Origin of the sequence: Methylobacterium sp. ap11 (assembly GCF_900110515.1) — a bacterium.
Classification (GTDB): Bacteria; Pseudomonadota; Alphaproteobacteria; order Rhizobiales; family Beijerinckiaceae; genus Methylobacterium; species Methylobacterium ajmalii.
On the sequence record NZ_FOEB01000003.1, the window covers coordinates 242,611 to 263,384 of the forward strand.

Annotated in this window: 18 protein-coding genes; 7 read left to right on the forward strand and 11 right to left on the reverse strand. The window is 72.8% G+C overall.

What is annotated here, in order from left to right:
- Window positions 1–54: 54 nt before the first annotated feature.
- The 3 genes from BMX97_RS05700 to BMX97_RS05710 form a co-directional block, all read right to left on the reverse strand.
- The gene (locus tag BMX97_RS05700) at window positions 55–2,514 is read right to left on the reverse strand and encodes a putative bifunctional diguanylate cyclase/phosphodiesterase (protein WP_177202130.1); all 2,460 of its coding nucleotides are present in this window, start codon (window positions 2,512–2,514) and stop codon (window positions 55–57) included.
- 124 nt (window positions 2,515–2,638) lie between these two features.
- Window positions 2,639–4,189 carry an acetolactate synthase large subunit gene (locus BMX97_RS05705; protein WP_091746494.1) on the reverse strand — a complete coding sequence of 517 codons (1,551 nt, stop codon included), beginning with the start codon at window positions 4,187–4,189 and terminating at the stop codon, window positions 2,639–2,641.
- Between the two features lie 159 nt (window positions 4,190–4,348).
- Window positions 4,349–5,284 (reverse strand): glycine reductase, encoded by a 936-nt coding sequence (locus tag BMX97_RS05710; RefSeq protein WP_091746497.1) that lies wholly within the window; start codon window positions 5,282–5,284, stop codon window positions 4,349–4,351.
- Between the two features lie 126 nt (window positions 5,285–5,410).
- Between BMX97_RS05710 and BMX97_RS05715 the strand changes: the two genes are divergently transcribed.
- The 3 genes from BMX97_RS05715 (at window position 5,411) to BMX97_RS05725 (ending at window position 9,096) form a co-directional block, all read left to right on the forward strand.
- A complete protein-coding gene (locus tag BMX97_RS05715; protein ID WP_091746500.1) occupies window positions 5,411–6,472 on the forward strand; it encodes a zinc-binding metallopeptidase family protein in 1,062 nt (353 codons plus the stop codon).
- Between the two features lie 142 nt (window positions 6,473–6,614).
- Entirely contained in the window at window positions 6,615–7,613 is a 999-nt protein-coding gene (locus BMX97_RS05720; RefSeq protein WP_091746503.1) for a fumarylacetoacetate hydrolase family protein, read from the forward strand.
- Window positions 7,614–7,839: 226 nt separating this feature from the next.
- On the forward strand, window positions 7,840–9,096 hold the full coding sequence (locus tag BMX97_RS05725; RefSeq protein ID WP_091746506.1) for a pilus assembly protein TadG-related protein: 1,257 nt from the start codon (window positions 7,840–7,842) through the stop codon (window positions 9,094–9,096).
- Window positions 9,097–9,117: 21 nt separating this feature from the next.
- On the opposite strand, the gene BMX97_RS05730 is transcribed toward BMX97_RS05725, so the two are convergent.
- Window positions 9,118–10,452 carry an aminotransferase-like domain-containing protein gene (locus BMX97_RS05730; protein ID WP_091746509.1) on the reverse strand — a complete coding sequence of 445 codons (1,335 nt, stop codon included), beginning with the start codon at window positions 10,450–10,452 and terminating at the stop codon, window positions 9,118–9,120.
- A 105-nt stretch (window positions 10,453–10,557) separates the two neighbouring features.
- Between BMX97_RS05730 and BMX97_RS05735 the strand changes: the two genes are divergently transcribed.
- The 3 genes from BMX97_RS05735 to BMX97_RS05745 all read left to right on the forward strand — a co-directional run bounded on the left by BMX97_RS05735 (window position 10,558) and on the right by BMX97_RS05745 (window position 12,795).
- Window positions 10,558–10,755, forward strand: a complete 198-nt coding sequence (locus tag BMX97_RS05735) for a DUF1127 domain-containing protein (RefSeq protein ID WP_091746512.1) — start codon at window positions 10,558–10,560, stop codon at window positions 10,753–10,755.
- Between the two features lie 117 nt (window positions 10,756–10,872).
- Window positions 10,873–11,316, forward strand: coding sequence for a VOC family protein (locus BMX97_RS05740; RefSeq protein ID WP_091746515.1), 444 nt, complete (start codon window positions 10,873–10,875; stop codon window positions 11,314–11,316).
- 156 nt (window positions 11,317–11,472) lie between these two features.
- Window positions 11,473–12,795, forward strand: coding sequence for a pilus assembly protein (locus BMX97_RS05745; protein ID WP_091746518.1), 1,323 nt, complete (start codon window positions 11,473–11,475; stop codon window positions 12,793–12,795).
- A gap of 10 nt (window positions 12,796–12,805) precedes the next feature.
- Here the strand turns inward: BMX97_RS05745 and BMX97_RS05750 are convergent, their stop codons facing one another.
- The 4 genes from BMX97_RS05750 to BMX97_RS05765 all read right to left on the reverse strand — a co-directional run bounded on the left by BMX97_RS05750 (window position 12,806) and on the right by BMX97_RS05765 (window position 17,666).
- A complete protein-coding gene (locus BMX97_RS05750; RefSeq protein WP_091746521.1) occupies window positions 12,806–13,567 on the reverse strand; it encodes an SDR family NAD(P)-dependent oxidoreductase in 762 nt (253 codons plus the stop codon).
- A gap of 113 nt (window positions 13,568–13,680) precedes the next feature.
- The gene (locus tag BMX97_RS05755) at window positions 13,681–14,127 is read right to left on the reverse strand and encodes a Crp/Fnr family transcriptional regulator (RefSeq protein ID WP_091746525.1); all 447 of its coding nucleotides are present in this window, start codon (window positions 14,125–14,127) and stop codon (window positions 13,681–13,683) included.
- Entirely contained in the window at window positions 14,124–17,315 is a 3,192-nt protein-coding gene (locus tag BMX97_RS05760; RefSeq protein ID WP_091746528.1) for an ABC transporter transmembrane domain-containing protein, read from the reverse strand. The genes BMX97_RS05755 and BMX97_RS05760 overlap by 4 nt, the downstream gene beginning before the upstream one ends.
- A 132-nt stretch (window positions 17,316–17,447) precedes the next feature.
- A complete protein-coding gene (locus BMX97_RS05765) occupies window positions 17,448–17,666 on the reverse strand; it encodes a hypothetical protein (RefSeq protein ID WP_091746531.1) in 219 nt (72 codons plus the stop codon).
- A gap of 302 nt (window positions 17,667–17,968) precedes the next feature.
- Between BMX97_RS05765 and BMX97_RS05770 the strand changes: the two genes are divergently transcribed.
- A complete protein-coding gene (locus tag BMX97_RS05770) occupies window positions 17,969–18,163 on the forward strand; it encodes a con-10 family general stress protein (protein ID WP_048429096.1) in 195 nt (64 codons plus the stop codon).
- 209 nt (window positions 18,164–18,372) lie between these two features.
- Here BMX97_RS05770 and BMX97_RS05775 read toward each other — a convergent pair whose 3' ends face one another.
- The 3 genes from BMX97_RS05775 to BMX97_RS05785 form a co-directional block, all read right to left on the reverse strand.
- Complete coding sequence (locus BMX97_RS05775; RefSeq protein ID WP_091746534.1) at window positions 18,373–18,579, reverse strand: hypothetical protein; 207 nt, start codon at window positions 18,577–18,579, stop codon at window positions 18,373–18,375.
- A gap of 37 nt (window positions 18,580–18,616) precedes the next feature.
- On the reverse strand, window positions 18,617–19,120 hold the full coding sequence (locus BMX97_RS05780; RefSeq protein ID WP_091746537.1) for a hypothetical protein: 504 nt from the start codon (window positions 19,118–19,120) through the stop codon (window positions 18,617–18,619).
- Between the two features lie 720 nt (window positions 19,121–19,840).
- Window positions 19,841–20,644: a response regulator gene (locus BMX97_RS05785; protein WP_060847017.1), complete on the reverse strand. Its 804-nt coding sequence runs from the start codon at window positions 20,642–20,644 to the stop codon at window positions 19,841–19,843.
- Window positions 20,645–20,774 lie beyond the last annotated feature (130 nt).

Here is a 20,774-nt window from a genome sequence, read left to right on the forward strand (position 1 = left end):
TAGCCGCTCCCGCCGCCGCAGGTTGTGTCCCGCCGGACTCAGGCTCGGGGAAAGTCAGGCGGCCGCCCGCCAGGGGAGCGCGGCGGAGACGAGGGCGCGCAGGTCGGCCGCCGGGACCGGACGGCTGAACAGGAAGCCCTGCACCTCGTCGCAGCCGCTGCGCCGCAGGAGGGCGAGCTGCGCCTCGGTCTCGACCCCCTCCGCCACCGTGGTGGTACCGAGGCTGGCGCCGAGCCCGATCACCGCCTGCACCACCGCCAGGGCGGCGGCCTCCTGGCCGAGCGCCGCGGTGAACGAGCGGTCGATCTTGATCTTGTCGAACGGGAAGGCGCGCAGGTAGCTCAGCGAGGCGTAGCCGGTGCCGAAATCGTCGATCGCGATGCGCACCCCGAGGCCGCGCAGCCGGTGCAGCACCGCGATGTTGGCGGCGCTCTCCTCCAGCATCACCTGCTCGGTGATCTCGAGCTCGAGGCGCGCCGGGTCGAGGCCCGATTCCGCCAGCGCCCGGGCCACGGTGCCGACGAGGTCGGGGGCGCGAAACTGGACCGGCGACAGGTTGACGGCGATCCGCGCCGGGCGCGGCCAGCCGGCCGCCTCGCGGCAGGCCCGGGCCAGCACCCACTCGCCCAGGGATGCGATCAACCCGGTCTCCTCGGCGACCGGGATGAAGTCGGCCGGCGAGACGAAGCCGCGCTCGGGGTGGCGCCAGCGCAGCAGCGCCTCGCAGCCGGTCACCGCGAGGGTCCTGGCGTCGACGAGGGGCTGGTAGTGGACCTCGAGCGCCTCGGAGGCGATCGCCGCCCGCAGGTCGCGCTCGAGGGCGCGGCGGGCCTGGAGCGCCGCGTCCATGGCGGGCTCGAACAGGCGTCGGGTGCCCCGCCCGTCGGCCTTGGCGGCGTAGAGGGCGGTGTCGGCCTTGCGCAGGAGCCCGTCCGGGTCGTCGCCGTGCTCGGGCGCGAGGGCGATACCGATGCTGACCCCGACCGTGACGTCCTGGCCGTCGAGCGCGAAGGGCCGGCAGAGCGCGGCGATGATCCGGTCGGCGAGCGCGACGAGCGCCGGCCGCTCGGCGCGGTGGAGGACCGCGAATTCGTCGCCGCCGAGGCGCGCCACCAGCCCGTGCCCGCCCAGGCAGGCGCGCAGGCGCTCGGCGACCTGGCGCAGCAGCGCGTCGCCTGCCGGATGGCCGAGGGTGTCGTTGACGAGCTTGAAGTGGTCGAGGTCGAGGCAGAGCAGGCCAGCCGGGGCCCGCTCCGCCACCAGGGCGGCCAGGCGCTCGTGGAACAGCACGCGGTTCGGCAGGCCCGTGAGGGCGTCGTGATGGGCCATGTGGGCGATGCGCCGCTCGGCCCGGCGCTGCTCCGTCACGTCGACGCACGCCGTCAGGGTGGCGCTCAGGCCCTCGAACGGGATCGGACCGGAGAACACCTCGACGTCGATGACGCCGCCGTCCCGCCGGCGGTGGCGCTGGGCCGGCCCCGCGGCGCCCGGCATCACGAGATCGCCGGCGGACAGGCGCAGGAAATCCTCGCGCGGGAAGCCGTAATGGCCGGTGGCGGCGTCGTTGACCGCCAGCACGGCCCCGTCCTTGCCCGAGAGCCACATCGGCACCGGGTTGTGCTCGAACAGGAGGCGCGCCGACGCCTCGCGGGCCTTCAGGTCGCCGATATCCGTGAGGGTCACGCCGAGGAGGTCGCCGATCGCCGCGATCTCGACCCGGACGTGCAGCGGGCTCCCGTCGGGCCGGGTGTAGGAGGTCTCGTAGTGGCGCCGGTCGCCGGACAGGGCGGCGTTCAGGCGCGCCAGCATCGGCCCGACGGTGGCGGCGGGCAGCAGCGTCGACAGGCGCCGCCACTGGGCCCGCTCGATGGTGGTGCGCATCATCGCCGCGGCGGCGTCGTTGAGGGACAGGATGCGGAAATCCACCACCGTGCCGGCGCCGTCGCGCAGCGCCGTGACCGCGGCCATGCCCTGCCGGGTGGAGCGAAACAGGGTCTTGAGCAGGTTCGTCCGCACGGTCCGGCCGGCTAGGCACAGGAGCACCAGGCGCCCGGACGGGCCCGCGAGCGGCAGACCGGCCACTTCGGTGGTGTAGGCGACGCCGCCCGCCACCCGGGCACAGGGCGTGCTGACCGGCGCGCCGCCGGCGAGCGCGTCGGCGACGATCTCCTGCAGCGGGTGGGAGAGCCCACCCGGCACGGCCTCGAGGAGGCGGCCGGCCCAAGAATCGGGAAATGTATCGGGAAATGAATCTGAGAATGTATCGGAGGATGCCTCGGACGACGCCACGCGCGACGCCTGGCACGGGCCGAGCCAGTCCTCGAACGCCTCGCCGACCCAGAGCAGGCGGGGGCGGCCGGGCGAGGCGTCCACCAGGGCGGCCCGGCTCGCCATACGGCCGAGATTGCCCAGGACCATGTCCTCGTAGGCCGGCAGCCCGCGGGCGGCGGTGCGCGCGGCGTGCCAGCGGTGCAGCAGCCCCTCGGAGCCGTCTCGCGTCGCGTTCCCGCTCATCCCGTCCGATCCGCAACCGCAGCGCCCGAGCCGTATCGGGCGTGCGACTTCCAGACCGTTAAACCGAGCCGGCTCGCTATCGCGATTCGCGCCGGCCGGGACGGAGGATCCGCGCGGCCCGGCGTCAGGTTAGCGCTACCTCGATCAGGAACGGGCCGCGGCGGGCGAGCGCGCCCTTCAGGGCGTCGACGAACGCCGCCAGGGTCTCGACCCGACGCGCCTCGACGCCGTAGCCCTTCGACAGGCTGACCCAGTCGATCGGCGGGTCGTCGAGGGTCAGCATGTCGATCGCCTTGCGGCCCGGATTGGCGCCGACATTGGTCAGCTCGTGGCGCAGGATCGCGTAGGAGCGGTTCGACCAGATCAGCGTCACCACGTCGAGGCGCTCGCGCGCCTGGGTCCACAGCGCCTGGGCGGTGTAGAGGCCGCTGCCGTCGGCCTGGAGCGAGATCACCTTGCGGTCCGGGCAGGCCACCGCCGCGCCGGTCGCCATCGGGATGCCGAGGCCGATCGAGCCGCCGGTGAGCTGGAGCCAGGTATGGGGCGCCGCCGCATGCGTGGCGGGGAAGAAGTTGCGCCCGGTCGTGACCGACTCGTCGCAGACGATCGCGCCCTCGGGCATCAGCGCGCCGAGCACCCGGGCGATTGAATCCTGGTCGAGGCGCCCCTCCCCCGGCAGTTCCGGTCGGGGGCCGGCGGGCACCGGCACCTCGGCCGGCGCGCCGACCGCCTCGGCGAGGCGCGCGAGCGCGTCGACCTGGTCCTGCTCCGGGGTGGCCAGCGCGAAGACGTCGCAGGTCGGCGGGGCGAGCGCGCTCGGCTTGCCCGGATAGGCGAAGAACGCCACCGGCAGGGTCGCGCCGACGAGGATGACGTGCTTGTAGGGCGCCAATACCTCGCGGGCCGGATCGACCGGATAGGGCAGGCGCTCGATCGGCACCGTGCCCGCACCCCGGTCGATGCGGGCGTTCGACGTCATGGCGAGCAGCTTCGCCCCGGTCTTCCTCGCGATCCGCTCGGCGATCCGCCGGCCCTCGTCGCGCACCGCCCGGTCGCCGAGATGGAGCAGCACCGGCTCGCCGCTGCGGAGCGCCGCGACCGCGTGCGCGATCGCCTCGTCGCTCGCCCGCGGGCGCGCAGGCATCGCCGGCAGGGGGGCGATGCCGCTCCCCTCCTCCCAGGCGGTGTCGGCGGGCAGGATCAGGGTGGCGACGCCGCCGGGTGCCGTGCGGGCGGCGACGATCGCGTCGGCCCCGTCCGCCGCTACCGCCTTGGCGCTCATCCCCGTGCGGACCCAGGCCGAGACGGGACCGGCCAGCCCCTCGATGTCGGAGGTGAGCGGCGCGTCGAAGGTGCGGTGGTAGGTGGCGTGCTCGCCCACGATGTTGACCAGCGGCGAGCGGGCGCGGCGCGCGTTGTGCAGGTTGGCGATGCCGTTGCCGAGGCCGGGCCCGAGATGGAGCAGCGTCGAGGCCGGCTTGTCGGCCATGCGGGCGTAGCCGTCGGCCGCGCCCGTGGCGCCGCCCTCGAACAGGCACAGGACCGCCCGCATCCCCTCGACCCGGTCGAGGGCGGCGACGAAGTGCATCTCCGAGGTGCCCGGATTGGTGAAGCACACCTCGACGCCCCCCGCCACCAGGGTGCGCACCAGGCTCTCGGCCCCGTTCATCGCCATCGGCATCTCCTCGTCGCACGGGCATCTGACGGCCCGGTTCGTGTTCGCGGTACGGTGATAGGGGATTTCGGGGGTGGGGTGTGAGGGCCTCGAAGGCATGGGGGGTGGGCGCTGCCGCACCGGACCGAGACGGTGGTCCCGTCGGGATGGACCCGATCGTCAGGAGGCTGCCGGTCCGGACGCCCCGCGCCCGGGCCGCGCCCGGTGCTTCTCGCCCTCGAACTCCGCGCGGCGGCGCGCGATCTCTTCGGGCGAGAGGCGAGCGAGGCTCGCGTAATCCGCCTTCCAGGACGGATCGGGACGCCAGATCTGGGGCGACTGCACCGTCGTGCGCGCCGCCACGGCCGATTCGAGGAGCGCGAGGGCGAGGCGCAGCGTCGCCTCCTGCGAGGCGGGGTCGTGCGGCCGGCCGGCGGCGTTGCCGAGGGGAAAGTCGCTGAACAGGAAGCGCGGCACGCCGCAATGCTCGACGACGTCCTTGGCGCAGCCCATTAGCACCGTGGCGATGCCGGCGGCTTCGAGCACCCGGGCGGCGAGCACGAGCGACTGGTGGCAGACCGGGCAGTTCGCCACCAGGATCGCGGCATCCGCCCCATCGGCGCGGATCCGGGCGAGGAGCTCCGGCGCGTCGACCGCGCTCGTCGTGCGTTGGCTGCGGTTCGTCGGCAGGCCGTGGAAGCGGGCCGCGACGCGCCCGATCCGTCCCGCCGCGGCGGCCGCCTTCAGGGCCGCGAGCGGGAAGTAGGTGCCGGGATCGTCCGCACGCGTGTGGTCGCGGTCGTAGGCGATGTGGGCGATGCGCAGGTCCGGGCTCCCGTCCGCCGGGGCCGAGTACACCGAGAAGAACTTGGCCGCGCCGTTATAGGGCGCGCGCGGCCCCTGGTCTCCCTTGTCCGGCTGGTAGGGCGCCGCCGTCGTGACGAGGGCGATGCAGCTCTCGCCGAGGGATTTGCCGAGAGAGGCGAAGGGCACGTCGCCGGGATGCGCCCAATGGTAGGGCGGGTAGCCCAGCGCCCCGTAATAGGCCCGCGTGCGCGCCATGTAGGGGATCGGCTCGTCCAGCTCGGCGCTCGCATCCATCATGATCGTCCTCATGCCCCCGGTCTCACGACCGAAGGCAGACCCTCGGCCCGCGCAACGCGGCGGGCCCGCCGCAACCCCCGCCCCCCTAGCACGTTCGTTGCACCGTGCGGCGGGCGGTCGCGCCCGGTGGAGAGCCCGATGAAACTGTTCCAGTGCCAGTCCTGCGGCAACATCCTGTACTTCGAGAATCGGACCTGCCAGCGCTGCGGCCACACCCTGGCCTACCTGCCCGAGACCCGCACGCTCTCGGCGCTCGCGCCGGCCGGGGGCGAGGACTGGAGCCCGCTCGCGGTGCCGGAGCGGCCGAGCCGGTTCTGCGCCAACGCGGTGCACGATGCCTGCAACTGGCTGGTGCCGCCGGGATCCGGGGACGCCTTCTGCCTCGCCTGCCGGCACAACGGCACGATTCCCGACGTCTCGAACCCGGAATACCTCGCCAAGTGGCGCGAGCTGGAGTTCGCCAAGCACCGGCTGTTCTACACCCTGCTGCGCTGGAACCTGCCGCTGAAGACTCGGGCCGAGGACCCGGAGCACGGGCTGATCTTCCACTTCCTGGCCGACCCGCCGGAGAACCAGGGCCCGAAGGTGATGACCGGGCACGACAACGGCGTCATCACGATCGCGCTGGCCGAGGCCGACGATGCCGAGCGCGAGAAGCGGCGGCGCGAGATGGGCGAGCCCTACCGCACGCTGCTCGGGCATTTCCGCCACGAGGTCGGGCACCATTACTGGGACATCCTGGTGCGCGACGCCGGGCGGCTCGACGCCTGCCGGGCGGTGTTCGGCGACGATTCGCAGGACTACAACGCGGCGCTCCAGCGCCACTACGAGCAGGGCACCCCGGCCAACTGGCAGGAGACCCACGTCTCGGCCTACGCCACCACCCATCCGTGGGAGGACTTCGCCGAGACCTGGGCGCATTACCTGCACATCGTCGACACGCTGGAGATGGCGAGCGCCTTCGGCATGCAGGTCCACCCGCTCCTCGACGCCAACGGCGAGCTCGCGGCGCGGATCGACTTCGATCCCTACGAGGCGCAGAGCATCGAGCAGATCGTGGCGGCCTGGCTGCCCTTCGTGTTCGCGCTGAACAGCGTCAACCGGGCGATGGGCCAGGGCGACCTCTACCCCTTCGTGCTGGCGCCGCCGGTCATCGCCAAGCTCGGCTTCATCCACGGCCTCGTCCACGGGGCGATCTGACATAAGGGAAGCTCGACCCCGGCCGTAGCCTCCGCGGCCGGGGCGGTCCATGATGACCGACGTGCCCGACGAACAGGGCCGCAGGCCTGCCGTTTCGGCAGGCTCGAACGCCCGCAACAGCGGGCGACAGGAGGGACGCCGAATGAAGCTCGCCAGCCTCAAGCACGGCCGCGACGGCCGCCTCGTCGTGGTCTCGCGCGACCTGACCCGCGCCACCGACGCCTTCATCGTGGTGCCGACGCTCCAGCAGGCCCTCGATGACTGGGAGCGCTACGCCCCGGCGCTCGCCGCCCTCGCCGAGCAGCTCGAGCACGGCTCGGTGCCGTCGTTCCGCTTCCACGAGCACGATTGCGTCGCCCCCCTGCCCCGCGCCTATGCCCGCCGGCACGCCGCCGCCTGGCCGGGCTATCCGGCCCTGCTGCGCCAGGCCGCCGGCGCCGAGGCGGCGGGGAGCGAGGCGGGCCGCCTGCGCCACGCCCCCTCGGACGGGTTCCTCGCCCCCCGCGAGACCCTGGTCGCCGACGACCCGGCGGCCTCCCTCGACCTCTCGGCGGGGCTGGCGGTGATCACCGGCGACCTGCCCCGGGGCGCCGGGGCGGGCGAGGCCGAGGGCGCGATCCGGCTGGTGACGCTGGTGGCGGAGGTGATCCGCCACGACCGGCTGCGGCCCGACGGACTCGACCTCGACGGCGCCGTGGCGCCGGCGCTCGCCGCGAGCCTCGCCCCGGTGGCGGTGACGCCCGACGAGCTCGGGACCGTCTGGCGCGAGGGCGCGCTCCACCGACCGCTCCTGGTGAGCCGCAACGGCAAGGCGCTCGGCTGCCCGGAGGCGGGCGCCGACCTGGCCCAGGGCCTCGTCGCCCTGGTGGCGGAGGCGGCGCGCGACCGGCCGATCGGCGCCGGCACCCTGGTCAGCGCCGGCCCGGTCTCGAACCGCGGCATCGACGGCGGTCCGGGCCGGGCCGTTGCCGAGGGCGGGGTCGGCTATGCCTGCCTCGCCGAGGCGCGGGCCGCGGAGGCCCTGACCGGCGGCTGGGCGCGCACGCCCTACCTCGCGGCGGGCGATCGCCTGCGGGTCGAGATGAAGGATGCCGGCGGGCACTCGATCTTCGGGGCGATCGAGCACGACGTCGCCGGCTGACCCAGAGATAACCCGGCGCGGCGAACCTGTGCCGCGCCGGATCCGGGACCCAGGACACAAGTCCGAGCTGCAACTAACCCCGTAAGCTTGCAACCGGGCAACGGCGTTAGGCTTTTGTTCGGATTCCGGCGGCAGAGATGGGGCGTGCCGACGTTGTAAGACCCGAAAAAACAACTGCCGATAGCAGTTTTTCGGGCCACAACCTGGATGGCCGCCCGCCGCGCCGATGAAAGCCTGCCTGAACCTCGCCCCGCTCCTCCTCGACCGCTTCCGGCGCTGCCGGCGCGGCTCGGTCATCGTCGTGCTGAGCCTGCTGCTGCCGCTCCTGGGAATGGCGGCAGTGGGCGTCGCCGAGGTCTCGGAGGTGATGCTGGCGAAGTCGAAGCTCCAGAGCTACGTCGATGCCGCGGCGATCCAGGGTGCGGGCGAGTTCGGCGTCGACCAGTCCGCCGCCACGATGGAGCGCGCCCGCCTCGCCGCCGACGGGATGGCCGCCGCCCTGCGGTTGCGCTGGACGATCACGTCGACCGCCGCGATCGACGCCGCGGCGCGCACGGTCACGGTGCGCCAGACCGGGCACCGGGCCTCGTTCTTCCGCAACATGCTGCCGCCGGGCGGCTGGACCATCGAGGCCAGCGCGACGGCGATCCGCACCGCGCGAAAGCCGCTCTGCGTGCTGGGCTCCCAGGACTCCACCGGCTTCGGCGCGCCGGTCGCCGTCGGCCTGGACGGCAGCTCGGCGATCACCGCCAACGACTGCCTCGTGCAGAGCAACGCCAACCTGTCGGCGGGGATGGGCACGGCCCTGTGGGCGGGCGAGGTGCGGGCGGCGGGCAGCGCCACCGGCCCGGTCCGCCCGGTCCCGGTCACCGACGCCCCGACGATGGCGGACCCGTTCGCCAAGATGCGCATCGACGTGCCGCTCCTGTGCGACGACCTGCTCACGATCAACATCGGCAGCGGCACCACCTACCTCAATCCCGGCGTGCATTGCGGCGAGCTGACCCTGCTGGGGATGACGAACATCGTGCTCCAGCCCGGCGAGCACTATTTCGTCGGCCCGATCCTCAACCTCCTCGGGCAGTCCACCATCACCGGCACCGACGTGGTGCTGATCTTCAAGGGCCTCTTGTCGGCCCAGGTGATCGGCATGGCCAAGCTCGAGATCGAGGGCCGCAAGAGCGGGCCCTATGCGGGCTTCGCCCTGATCACCGACCGCAGCTATTACGGCGATTTCGGCATCTCGACCAACAACGCCCGCAAGATCGTCGGCACGATCTACCTGCCGAATGCGAGCCTCACGGTGAGCGGATACGGCAACAAGATCGCCGACCAGTCGCCCTGGACGGTCGTGGTCGCCAAGTCGATCCGCACCTCCGGCAGCGCCAACCTGATGATCAACGCCAACTACAACTCATCGGCCGTGCCGGTGCCCTCGGGCGTCGGCCCGGCGAAGGACCAGCCGGTGCGCCTGGCGCAGTGAGAGCCCGCCGGGAGGCGCCGCCTACTCGACCACCTGATCGTCCCCCGCGAGGGCGAGGCGGCGCAGCGCGTCGAGCGCCCGCGCGAGGTCGTCCCGCGCCGGCGCCGCGAGGGCGAGCCGGACGGCGTTCGGGGCGTGGCCCGGGCTGACCGCGAAGGAGGAGGCCGGGATGAGGGCGATGCCGCGCCGCAGGGCCGCCGCAGCGTAGGCCTCGGCCCGCCACGTCTCCGGCAGGGTGAGCCAGAGGTGATAGGCCGCCGCGTCGCCCGTCACCGGCAGGCCGGCGAGGCGGTCCCGGGCGATCGCCTGCCGCTCGGCCGCGTCGGCCCGCTTGGCGCGGGCGAGCCGGGCGGCGGAGCCGTCCTCCATCCAGCGCGTGCCGGCGGCGAGCGCGACCCCCGGGGCGCTCCACCCGCCCTGGCGCACCGAGGCCGCGAGGCGGTCCGTCATCTCGGGCGGGCTCACGATCATCCCGACGGTCAGGCCCGGCATCACGCGCTTCGACAGGCTGTCGACCAGGATCGTGCGTTCGGGCGCCAGGGCGGCGATGGCCGTGGTGTCGCGCAGGAAGCCGTAGACCGCATCCTCCACGAGCGTGAGCCCCGTCCGCGCCAGGACCGCGGCGATCTCCGCCCGGCGCCCGGGGCCCATCGTCGCCCCGAGCGGGTTCTGCAGCGTCGGCTGGAGGTAGAGCCCGCTCAGCGGCGCGGCGCGGTGGGCCTGGAGGATGGCCTCGGGCCGCACGCCCTCCCCGTCGAGGGGCAGCGGCACGAGGGCGATGCCGAGCCGCGCCGCGATGCCCTTGACCACCGGATAGGTCAGCGGCTCGCAGCCGATGCGCTCCCCCGGCGGGGCCAGCATCGCCAGGGCGGCGGCGAGCCCCTGGCGCCCGTTGCCGGTGAACAGGATCCCGTGCGGATCGGGGGCGAAGCCGTCCTGCGCCAGGAAGCGCGCGGCGACGCCACGCGCCTGCGGCGTGCCGGCCGGGCCGTACTGGGTCAGCGCCGCCTCGACCGCGCCGCGCCCCAGCCCCGCCAGGGTCTCGGCGAGCAGGGCCTCCTGCTCGGGCAGGCGGGACATCGTGCGCTGGAGGTCGAGGGCGGCCGGCGGCGGCTCCGGGCGGATCGGCTCGGAGGCCCCGAGATCGGAGCGGATGTATGTGCCGCGCCCGACCTCGCCGAGAACGAGGCCGCGCCGCGCCAGCTCGGCATAGACCCGGCTCGCCGTCGAGACCGCGATGCCGCGGGCATAGGCGAAGTCGCGCTGCGGCGGCAGCCTCTCGCCCGGACGCAGCCGCCCGTCGGCGATCTCCGCCGCCACCGTGTCGGCGAGCCCGCGATAGTCGAGTCCGGCCATCATTGCTCCGAGCGCAATGTTTCGATTGCACCGATATTCGTATCGATACAATCCTGGCGGCGCAATCCCGGCCGGACTGCTCCCTCCCCGCTCGGATCGACCCCCATGCCCGCCTTCTCCCTGCCCTTCCCCGATTCCGTCTCAGGCCCTCGGCCGCCCCGCCCGACCCTCCTCGGCCTCTGGTGGCGGCGGGCCCGGGACCGCCAGGTCCTCGCCGCGCTGACGCCCGCGCAGATGCGCGATACCGGCCTCGACCCCGACACGGTGCGGCAGGAGAGCCTCAAGCCGTTCTGGCGCGCCTGACCGGAGCGTCGCGGTGGCGCGACATTTCCCGCCGGCCCGCTGTTCACCGGCGCCGGCGCCGCGTTACCTTCAGTCGCGTGCAAGACCTTGAACCGCGTACAAGCCCGGAGGCCCGCGATGCCGGACACCGAGACCCTTCCCGACCTCGCGCCCGCCGCGCCGGTGACCGGCGTCGCCCCGGCGATCCACCTCGACCATTGCGTCATCCACGTCTCGGACTGGGAGCGCTCGACCGCCTTCTACCGCGACGTGGTCGGGGCCGAGGTGATCCCGGTCGGGCGGGGCTACGCCTATCGCTTCGGCGGCGTGCAGCTGAACTGCCACGGGCCTGGCCAGATCGGCGAGCCCCGGGCCCGGCTGCCGGTGGCGCCCGGCAACAGCGACCTGTGCTTCCGCTGGCCCGGCCCGATCGAGGAGGCGGCGGCCCATCTCGAACGCCACGGCGTGCCGGTCGAGCTCGGCCCGGTGCCGCGCCGCGGGGCCGTCGGCGAGGGCATCAGCGTCTACTTTCGCGATCCCGACGGGTCGCTTCTGGAGTTCATCACCTATCCGACGGCGTGAGGCCGGCCAGCGGCGAACATAGCCTTCTGATAGACTGACTCAGGGTCAAGAAGATCCCGCTCCCGCGATCGTAGAGCGGTGGATTTCGACGACCGCGTTCACGGCGGGGAAACGCCCGCCGGGGCAGGATGGCGGACGCCTCCCGGTCGGTTCATCATGCCCCTGCCTCCCCTCCCGCTCACCCTGACGACGCCGATCCGGGCCTTCCGGCACGACCGGCGCGGCAGCGTCGCGATGCTGGTCGGCCTGACCTTCCTGGTGCTGCTGATCCTGGCCGGCGCCGGGTTCGACTTCGCCCGCTCGCGCCAGGACCGCTCGCGCCTCGACGCCGCCCTCGATGCCGCGGTGCTGGCCGGCGCCCAGGCGGTGCGGGCGGCGGATGCCAAGGGCCAGTCGGACTCCGCGATCCGCCAGGCCGGGATGGACACCGCCACGCAGGTCTTCGCCACGGTGGCCCCGAAGGTGGTCGCCGCCACGGCGGCGCGGGCGCGCTTCACCGTCGCCCTGGCGGGCCGCAGCGTCACCGTCTCGGGGACCTACGCCGCCTCGACCAAGACGACCCTGATGGGGGTCATCGGCACCGCGGCGATGCCGTACGACGGCGCGTCGCAGGCCAGCGCCGACCTGTCGCCCCTGATCGACGTCTACCTGCTGATCGACGTGTCGGGCTCGATGGCGCTGGGGGCGACGAGCGCCGATATCGCGGCGCTCCAGGCCAACCTGAACGGGTGCGCCTTCGCCTGCCACGACGGCCAGCCGGTGAAGAACACCAGCCTGGACAGCTACCAGTGGGCCAAGGCGAACGGCATCACGCTACGCCTCGACGAGATGAACCAGGGCATCCTCGACTTCGTCGCCTCGCTGCGCCGGCAGGAGGCGGCGAGCAAGCGGGTGCGGGTCGCGATCTACGCCTTCAGCACCCAGCTCACCAAGGTGCTCGACCCGACGAGCGACCTGTCCAAGGTGGCCCGCAACCTGCCCAAGACGCCGAGCGCCTCGGGCGAGAGCGAGGGGGCGACGCTGTTTTCGGGCATCATGCCGGCCTTCACCCAGGCGGTGGGCCCGAGCGGCGACGGCATCACCACGCCGAAAAAGCTCGTGATCCTGGCGACCGACGGCGTCGCCGATCCGGGCCGGTCCTGGACCTGGGACGTGCCGAAGCGCGCCCTCGTCGCGCCGTTCGACCCGGCGCAATGCGCCGCCCTCAAGGCGCCGGGCGGCAGCGCCAAGCTGCCGGTCTGGGTCGGGGTGATCTACACGCCCTACCTGCCGATGACCTGGGACTGGGGCTACAACGCGACCCTCGGCCAGCCGAGCCAGATCCGCGGCCGGGGCACGCGCCTCGACGACATCCCGTCCCAGCTCGCCGCCTGCGCGACCAGCGGCGACTTCTACATGGAGGCGGGCAAGACCGGCGCGATCGGCGATGCGATGACGAAGCTGTTCAACACCTTCGCGCAGGTCCGGCTGACGAACTGAGGCGAGCGGATCAGAGCCCCGAGACGAGGTGGCCGCCATCGACCGGCAGGGTCGCGCCGGTCATCCAGCCCGAGGCGTCGCCCGCGAGCAGCAGGAAGGCGCCGTCGAGGTCCTCCGGGCGGCCCAGCCGCCGCATCGGGATGCGCTTGAGCATCGCCTGGCCGGGGGGCGTCTCGAAGAACTCGCGGTTGATGTCGGTGCCGATATAGCCCGGGGCCAGCGCGTTGACCCGTATGCCGTAGCGCGCCCATTCGAGGCCGAGCGCCTGGGTCATCTGCACCACGCCGGCCTTCGACACGGTGTAGGGCCCGACCCCACCGGTAACCCGGAGGCCGAGGATCGACGCGACGTTGACGATCACGCCGCCGCGGCCGGCATCGCGCCAGGCCCGGGCCGCGGTGACGGACATCGCCCAGACGCCGCGCAGGTTGGTGTCGATCACCCGGTCGAAGGTCGCGATGTCGACGTCGATCGCCGCCCCGCCCTCGGCGATGCCGGCATTGTTGACCACCACGTCCGGCAGGGCGTGCAGGGCCGCGAAGGCGGCCGTCACCGAATCCGGATCGGCGACGTCGAGGGCGACCGCCCGGGCCTCCGGCGCACCGGCGGCGAGGAGGTCGCGCACCAGGGCGTCGAGCTTTTCCTTGCGCCGCGCCGCCACCGTGACGGCGGCGCCGCACGACGCGCAGAGCCGGGCGAAATGGTCGCCGAGGCCGCCCGAGGCCCCGGTCACGAGGACGTGGCGGCCCTTCAGGCCGGCTGCGAGGTCCATGGTCTCCCCCCGAATCACTGTCCGGGCCGGCCTCGTTCGCGGGACGGCCTCGTCGGTCGTGTCATACGGCTCCCGACCGATCGCTTTCCGGCAGGGATCTTCCGGAAAGCGTGTCAGCCGGTCCGCGTCTGAGCGAGCTGCTGGTTGGTCATCTCGAGGCGGTGGGCGAGTTCGCGCATCACCGCGATGGCGATCTGCGGGAACTGGCTCAGGAGCTCGAGGAAGACCCGGCGGTCGATGCGAAGCGCCGTCGTCGCCACCACCGCGGTCACGGTGGCGGAGCGCGGCTGGTCGGCCAGGATGCCCATCTCACCGACGAGGGCGTTGGCGCCGAGCAGCGCCAGGCGGATCGGCCCCTGCGGCCCGTCCAGGGTGACGGCCGCCTCGCCCTCCAGGATCAGGTAGGCCGCGTCCGCCGCGTCGCCCCGGTCGAAGAAACGCTGGCCGTCGGCGAAATGCACCCGCTCGCTGGTGAAGGCGAGGAGCTTCAGGCGGGCCGGGTCCACCTCGCGGAACATCGGCACTTGGCGCAGCGACTGCACCTCGGTCTCAAGCGTCATGCCTTCACATCCTGCTCGACGCGCGCCGGTTCCGGCCCCGTCTCGTTGTCGGCGCGCCGGGAGACTGCCGCAGCCGGCGCCGCAACGCCAGCCCCCGCCGGCACCACTCCGCCGGAAGCGCTGCTTCCGGTGCCGGAAGCGCTGCTTCCGGTGCCGGAAGCGCCGCCTCCCGCGCCGGGCGCATCGGCCCCGGCGAAGGCGTCCCGTTCGGCCCGGCGCGCCTCCTCCGGGTCGGGATCGGTGGCACCGGGCTCCGGGCCGTCCGCCAGGGCGCCGCCGTCGGCGGGCGCCAATTCCCGCGCCGCCGCGTCTTCCCGCGCTGCCGCGTCTTGCCGCGCCGCCGCATCTTGCCGCGGCACGTCGTCCTGCCGCGCCGGCGGCGCCTCCGGCCCGTGGATCTGCGTGCCGACAGCCCGCAGCACCAGGGCGAAGCGGTCGGCCACCCGGTCGTTGGGGAGCACCGCCACGAGGCTGTTCTCGCGGCCGAACCGCTCCAGCAGGAGCTCCAGGACCGTGCGGGCCCGGGTCTCGCCCATCGGCGAGAGGGCGCCGTCGAGGACGAGGAGGTCGGGCCGGCGCACGAGGGCGCGGACCAGGCTCACCACCGCGCGCTGGCTGCCCGACAGGAAGCGTCCCTCTGGACCGACCTGATGGTCGAGGCCGACCCGGGTGATGGCGGGGGCGAGCTGCATCTCCTGGACGAGGGCGGTACCGGTCTTCGTCACGGTCTCGACGGCATCGGCGACCGACTGGTTGACGCGGCCGAACAGCAGGTTGTCGCGCAAGGGGGCCGCCGCGCAGACCCGGTCGGGGTCGTAGAAGTCGACGCCGCCGAGGCCGGCTTCGTCGAGGGTGGTGCGCAGCTCCCCCCGCGCCTCGACCAGCCGCTCGCGGAACGCGTCGTCGATGAGGCCGAGGCGGTGGCGCGGCTCGATATAGGCGAGCGGCAGGGCGATGAGCCGGGTCGCGTCGGCCGAGCCGTAGCGGCCCAGCCCGATCCAGCGCCGGCGGAGCCGTTCGAAGGTCGAGGTGCCGTGGCGCTCGGCCGACGCCTCGGTGGCGGTGCGGCGGGCGAGGATCGCCTCGTATTCCGGCAGCTCGTCGGCGGAGAGGAACGAGAACTGCTCGAACAGCGGATGCCCGCTCGGCAGGCCGCGGAAGATCTCCAGCATGGTGGCGGCGATCCGCTCGCCCATGGTGACGAGGTCGTCGGCGAGCCCGGTCCGATCGAGGACGACGCGGACCACCGGGTGCTCGGCCAGCGCCCGGCCGGTGAGCGCCGTGGTGGTCGGCACGCCGAACAGCAGGTTCTCCGCCACCGTCGCCTGCCGGTTGTAGCGGGCGGGATCGAACGGCTCGACGAGGTGGGCGTGCCCCTCCGCCGCCAGGCGCTCGCGGAAGGCGATCCGCGCCTCGATCAGCCGGGCGGCGAGGTCGGGATGGCGCTCGGGATCGACCTGGCCGAGGAGGCCGAAGCGGTACACCTCCTCGCCCATGCCGATGCGGGTGAGCCAGTCGAGGATCAGCGCGTCGAGTTCGCCCGCATCGGCGACGCCGGCCTGGGCGTAGTCGATCCAGTCGGCCGGGAACGGTGCGACCGGGTTGCCGGTGCGGTGCGCCTCGGCGAGCGCCTTGGCGTCGGTCACGGCGGAATCCGGCGGGCGGCGGTTGAGGCCGTACACGATGTTCTCGCGCAGGGACCCCGGGAACAGGATCGGGTCGACGCCCGCGAAGGCGATGCGCCGGGTCAGCGCGGCGCCCGCCCAGTCGGCGAGGTCGTGGCCCTCGAGGGTGACCCGGCCGGAGGTCGGCACCGTCCGGCGCGCCAGCACCCGCGCGAAGGTCGAGGCGGCGGGACCGCCGTCGCTGACGATGCCGACGAGCGCCGGCAGCGGCAGGGCGAGGGAGACGTTGGTCAGCACCGGCCCGTGCGGTTCCTGCACGCCGACGCCCTCGGCGGCCAGCCGCCCGCACAGCGGCTCGTCGCGGCCGGGCGTATCGAGCCCGAGCAGGCGCTCGGGCAGGAATTGCTGCAGCACCTGCTCGTACTTCACCTGGACGTCGAGGCGCTGCTGGTCCCAGTCGATCAGCTCCTTCAAGGGCGGCGGCAGGTCGCGATAGGCGGCGATCACCGCCACCAGCTGGCCGATACTGAGCTGACCCTTGAGCGCGAAGTAGCCGCCGATGCAGTAGAACAGGAACGGCGTCATCTGGGCGAGCAGGTTGTTCAGGAACTTGACCATGAACTTGCGCCGGTAGATGCGCAGGCGCAGGTCGAACAACCCGCCGAGGCGGTGGCCGATCTCGGCCCGCTCCCAGGCCTCGGCCCCGTTGGAATGCACCGCCGCGATGCCGTCCACCACCTCGCCGACCCGGCCGGCGAGGCGGCGCGAGGCGAGCTGGCGCTGGCGCCCGAGGCGCAGGAGCTCGCGCCGCAGGCGCGGGATGACCACGAACTGCACCCCCACCACCCCGGCGGCGAGCAGCCCGAGCCAGACGTTCTGGAGCAGGATGAACGTCATCGCGGTGGCGGCCTGGGTGCCGAGGAAGGCCGGCAGGATGTAGGCGTCGCCGATGAAGCCGCCGATCGGCTCGACCTCGTCGCGGATGATGGTGGCGACCTCGGAGGCCTTGGTGTGGCGCAGCGCGTCCGGCGAGAAGCGCATGATCAGCGAGAACAGCTGGAAGCGCAGGCGCCGCAGCATGCGCTCGCCGAGTGCCCCCTTGGCCACGTTGATCCAGTACTTGAAGGCGCCGTTGATCAGCACCAGCAGCAGGAACATCGACGAGAGGCCGAACAGGAGCTCGAACCGGTCGACGTCGAAGCCGGAGAACAGCATGCGCTCGCCGCCGAACCAGTCCGGCATCTGCAGGCGCAGGATCAGGAACTTGGCGGTCTCGTTGCCCTTCTCGAAGGCGTGGCCCTGGATCGCCTCGTTGACGATGCGGCGCGGCAGGTCGAGGGAGGCGAAGTAGAGCGGCAGCGAGGCGAGCACGACGGCGCAGATCAGGATCTGGTCGCGCTTCGAGTGCCGCCAGATGTAGCGGAACAGGCTGCGGTCGAGGCCGCCGGAGGCGTCGCCCGCCTCCGGGTCGTTCCCGGCCCTGGCGGGGATCGCCTCGCGGCGCGGCGCCCGATCATCCCCGTCCCGGCCGCCGGCCGGGCGGTCGCCCGCGTCCCGGGCCATCCCGCCGGCCGTGCCCTCCGCTGCTCCCGCCCCGCCGCTCATCGTCCGCCGCCCCATCCCGCCTGCCTGTGTAGAGGGACGGAGCGGGGCTGGGAACCGCTGCCGTGCCGGCCCCACCGGCCGGGTCGCGCTTTAATCCTTGCGCGGTCGCTCTTTTCGCGTGGTCAGGCCGCCGACCGGCTCGTCGCCGAACTGGCGGTTGGGCTGGGGCGAGTCGCCCGGCTCCTCGGTCGTGGTCGGTCGCGGGCTGCCCTCCTCGGCCGGCATCGCCGGCGCGGCGTCCCGGTTGGGGGCCGGGGCGGTCTCGGGGTGCGCGGCGGCCTCACGGGTCACCATGGTCCTGTTGGTCATCGGGGTCTCCGGACTGGACGGGCTTTCGACGGCGAAGGGCGGCGGTGGAGCCGCCTGCCGCGGGGTCCCGGGCGAACGCCGGCCCGCCGGACGGGTTCCCGGCCCGGGCCGTCTCCAAGGCCAAGCTTTCCCCTCGGCTGCGGCGTGTTGACTCAAGTGGCCGGCCGGCGCCGGCCCTTCGCGGCGGAGCCTGTACTGGCCCGTTTCGGGACCATCACGACGGCTTGCCTCGCATGCGTGGCAGGAACCAACATTTCCGCTGAAGGTTGTTCGGTCTGAGAACACCGGCCAAGGAGGCACTCATGGCTACCGGAAATTCGACTTCGAAGCGCGGCTTCGCATCCATGGATCTGGAGCGTCAGCGCGAGATTGCCAGCAAGGGCGGCCGCAGCGTGCCGGCCGAGAAGCGCTCTTTCTCGCAGGACCGCGAACTGGCCTCGTCGGCCGGCCGCAAGGGCGGACAGGCCTCGGGCAGCGGACGCGCCACCGACGAGTGACGTGTCGATCCGATCCGGGCGTCCGCAATCGATCCGGACGGGGCCCGATCGGCACGATTGACGGTTCGAGACCTATCCTCATGCGCCGGAGGGAGCCTTTCCCCTCCGGCGCATCAGCGTGGGCCGCTTTCGTCATCCGCACGCACGACGACGCTCCCAGGGGCATAGTCCCCGGGGAGCGTCGTTGTATGATCGATGGCAGCCTGAACTCAGGCGGCGAGGGGACGGGCCGTGACCACGAGGTTGCGTCTCGCGAGAGCGGCGCAGATCACGTCGTCGACGGGCCGGACTGCCGTGAGGCCGGCCAGCAGGCTGGCGAGCCGATCGATGTCCGGCTCGACCTGCCCGTCGCGGTGGACCCGCTCCAGGGGCAGCGGCTCGGGCGAAGGAAGCTCGTATTCGCGCGGATCGGTCATGATTGAGCAGTCCGTGATCGAAGAGGGGCGTCGGGCCTCAGAGCGCCACGACGCGGAACGGCAGCGCGTCGCCGGCATCGGCAAGGCAGCGGCTCGGCAACAGGCGGCGGGCCTCGTGGCCGGCCAGGCCGCTGATCGCCCCCTCGCAGCCCTCCGGCATCCGGCGCACCGCCTGGCCGGCCTGGCCGACGTCGCGCTGCGCCACCGAGGCGCCGGCGCGTTCGCGCACGGTGACCTGCGGGATGCTGGTGTCGCGGGCGACCAGCGTCGTGTTGCGGTGCGCGTCGGCCTGGTAGACCACGTCGCCCGCCTCGTTGCGCAGGGTGACCTTGGCGGCGCCGAGCCCGGTGATCTCGACCGCCACCGGCACCTGCACCTTCGCGGCCGGACGGACCGGCCCGAGGCGGTCGCCCTTGATCGCCGCCTGCTCGACGGCCGGACGGGCGAAGGCCTCGACGGAGTGCTGGACCAGCGGCTGACCGACCAGCGCGACGAACGCGGCGGGAACCGTAATTCCGAAGAAGAAGTGGGGGCGGAGCATACGCGTGGCCCTCGCGGCGAAGCTTGATAATGCTTCCTTAACGCGCGTCCAGCGGCAGTAGTTCCCGCCGACGTGCCTGTCCGGGACAGTTCATGCCGACAAGGCGATGCGTCGCGGCAACCGCTCGTTAACCAGCCGGACGCGGCGGGCGCCCCGCTCCGGGCGGGGTATTTTCGCCACATGCAACGACAAACGAACGATCTCGCACCGCGTCGGAACCTTTCCGGTGGGATTCCCGTTGATATGGCAACCCGGCCACCTGGTCCTCCCCGCATTCCCCTTGTGCATTGGCCGGAAACTCTTCCAACGGGCCGGATCCTGATCCGGCCCGTTCTTTTGTATTGGGACGGCCACGGCACACTGTTTCAAGTCTAGCCGAAGCAAGGCGCCGAGACTGCGGCCCGGCCCTGTGCCGCGCCCCCGCATGCGTCGACCGGCCGTTCGATGACGCGGGCCGGATCGAGCCGACCCCTTGGCGGCATCGATGGCGCTCCGCGGCCGGCAGCTTTTCCCGGCGACGCCCTTGCCGGCGCAACAGCAGTTGGTCTCACGGCGAGGACGAGACCGGAGCAGGGGGAATGGGGCGGCCGGCGTTGATGCCGGCAACCGGTCCGAACGTCCCTTTGCCGCCCAAGAACGACGAAATCCCGGCACCCGCCTCGCGGCGGGCCCGGGACTGCAATTCGGAAGGCCGCGCCGCCCGGGGGCGGCGCTATGGCGTCACGCGCTCGCGCGGGCCTCGCGGCGACGGGCGCTCTGCTGGAAGAACAGCGCCTGGCTGATCACCGCCGAGACGTTGGCGGGCTGGAACGGCTTGGCGATGAGGAAGGCCGGCTCCGGCCGCTCGCCGGTGAGGAAGCGCTCCGGGTACGCGGTGATGAAGATCACCGGCACCTCGAACGATTTCAGGAGGTCGTTCACCGCGTCGAGGCCCGAGGAGCCGTCGGCGAGCTGGATGTCGGCGAGGATCAGGCCCGGCCGCTTGGTCGAGGCGAGCTTGACCGCCTCGGTGCGGGTGCGGGCGACACCCGTGACGTTGTGGCCGAGGCCTTCCACCAGGGCCTCGAGGTCCATGGCGATCAGCGGCTCGTCCTCGATGATGAGGATCTCGGTCGCCATGTCGGCGGCGAGCTCGCGGCCGGCCTCGTCCACCAGGTCGCGGACCTCCGACACGTCGACGCCCAGGATGGTCGCGGCATCCTCCTCGGAGAAACCTTCGAGGCAGGAGAGCAGGAAGGCCTGGCGCGGCAGCGGGGTGATCTGGCCCAGCCGCACCTCGGCCGGCAGGTCGTGCTGCGTCTGGTCGGTCTGGCCGTTGACCGAGAGCGAGTTCCAGATCCGGGTGAAGACGCGGAACAGGTCGGCCTTGACGTTGGTGCTGCGCCCGAGGGTCTCGGGCTCGTTCACGAGCGTCTCGAGCGTCGCCGCCACGTAGGCATCGCCGGCCACCTGGCTGCCCGTGAGGGCGCGCGCGTAGCGACGCAGGTAAGGCAGGTGCTGCACCACGAGTTGTGCTGTCGACATTCAGATCCCCTTGGTCTTATCGTTCCGCTCGGGTCTTATCGTTTCGCTCGTCGGACCTCGTGCCTTCAACGCCGCGTCGTCGCATTCGTTCCGAACCGGCGCGGAACTGATTCCTTCGACCCGCGTTGTC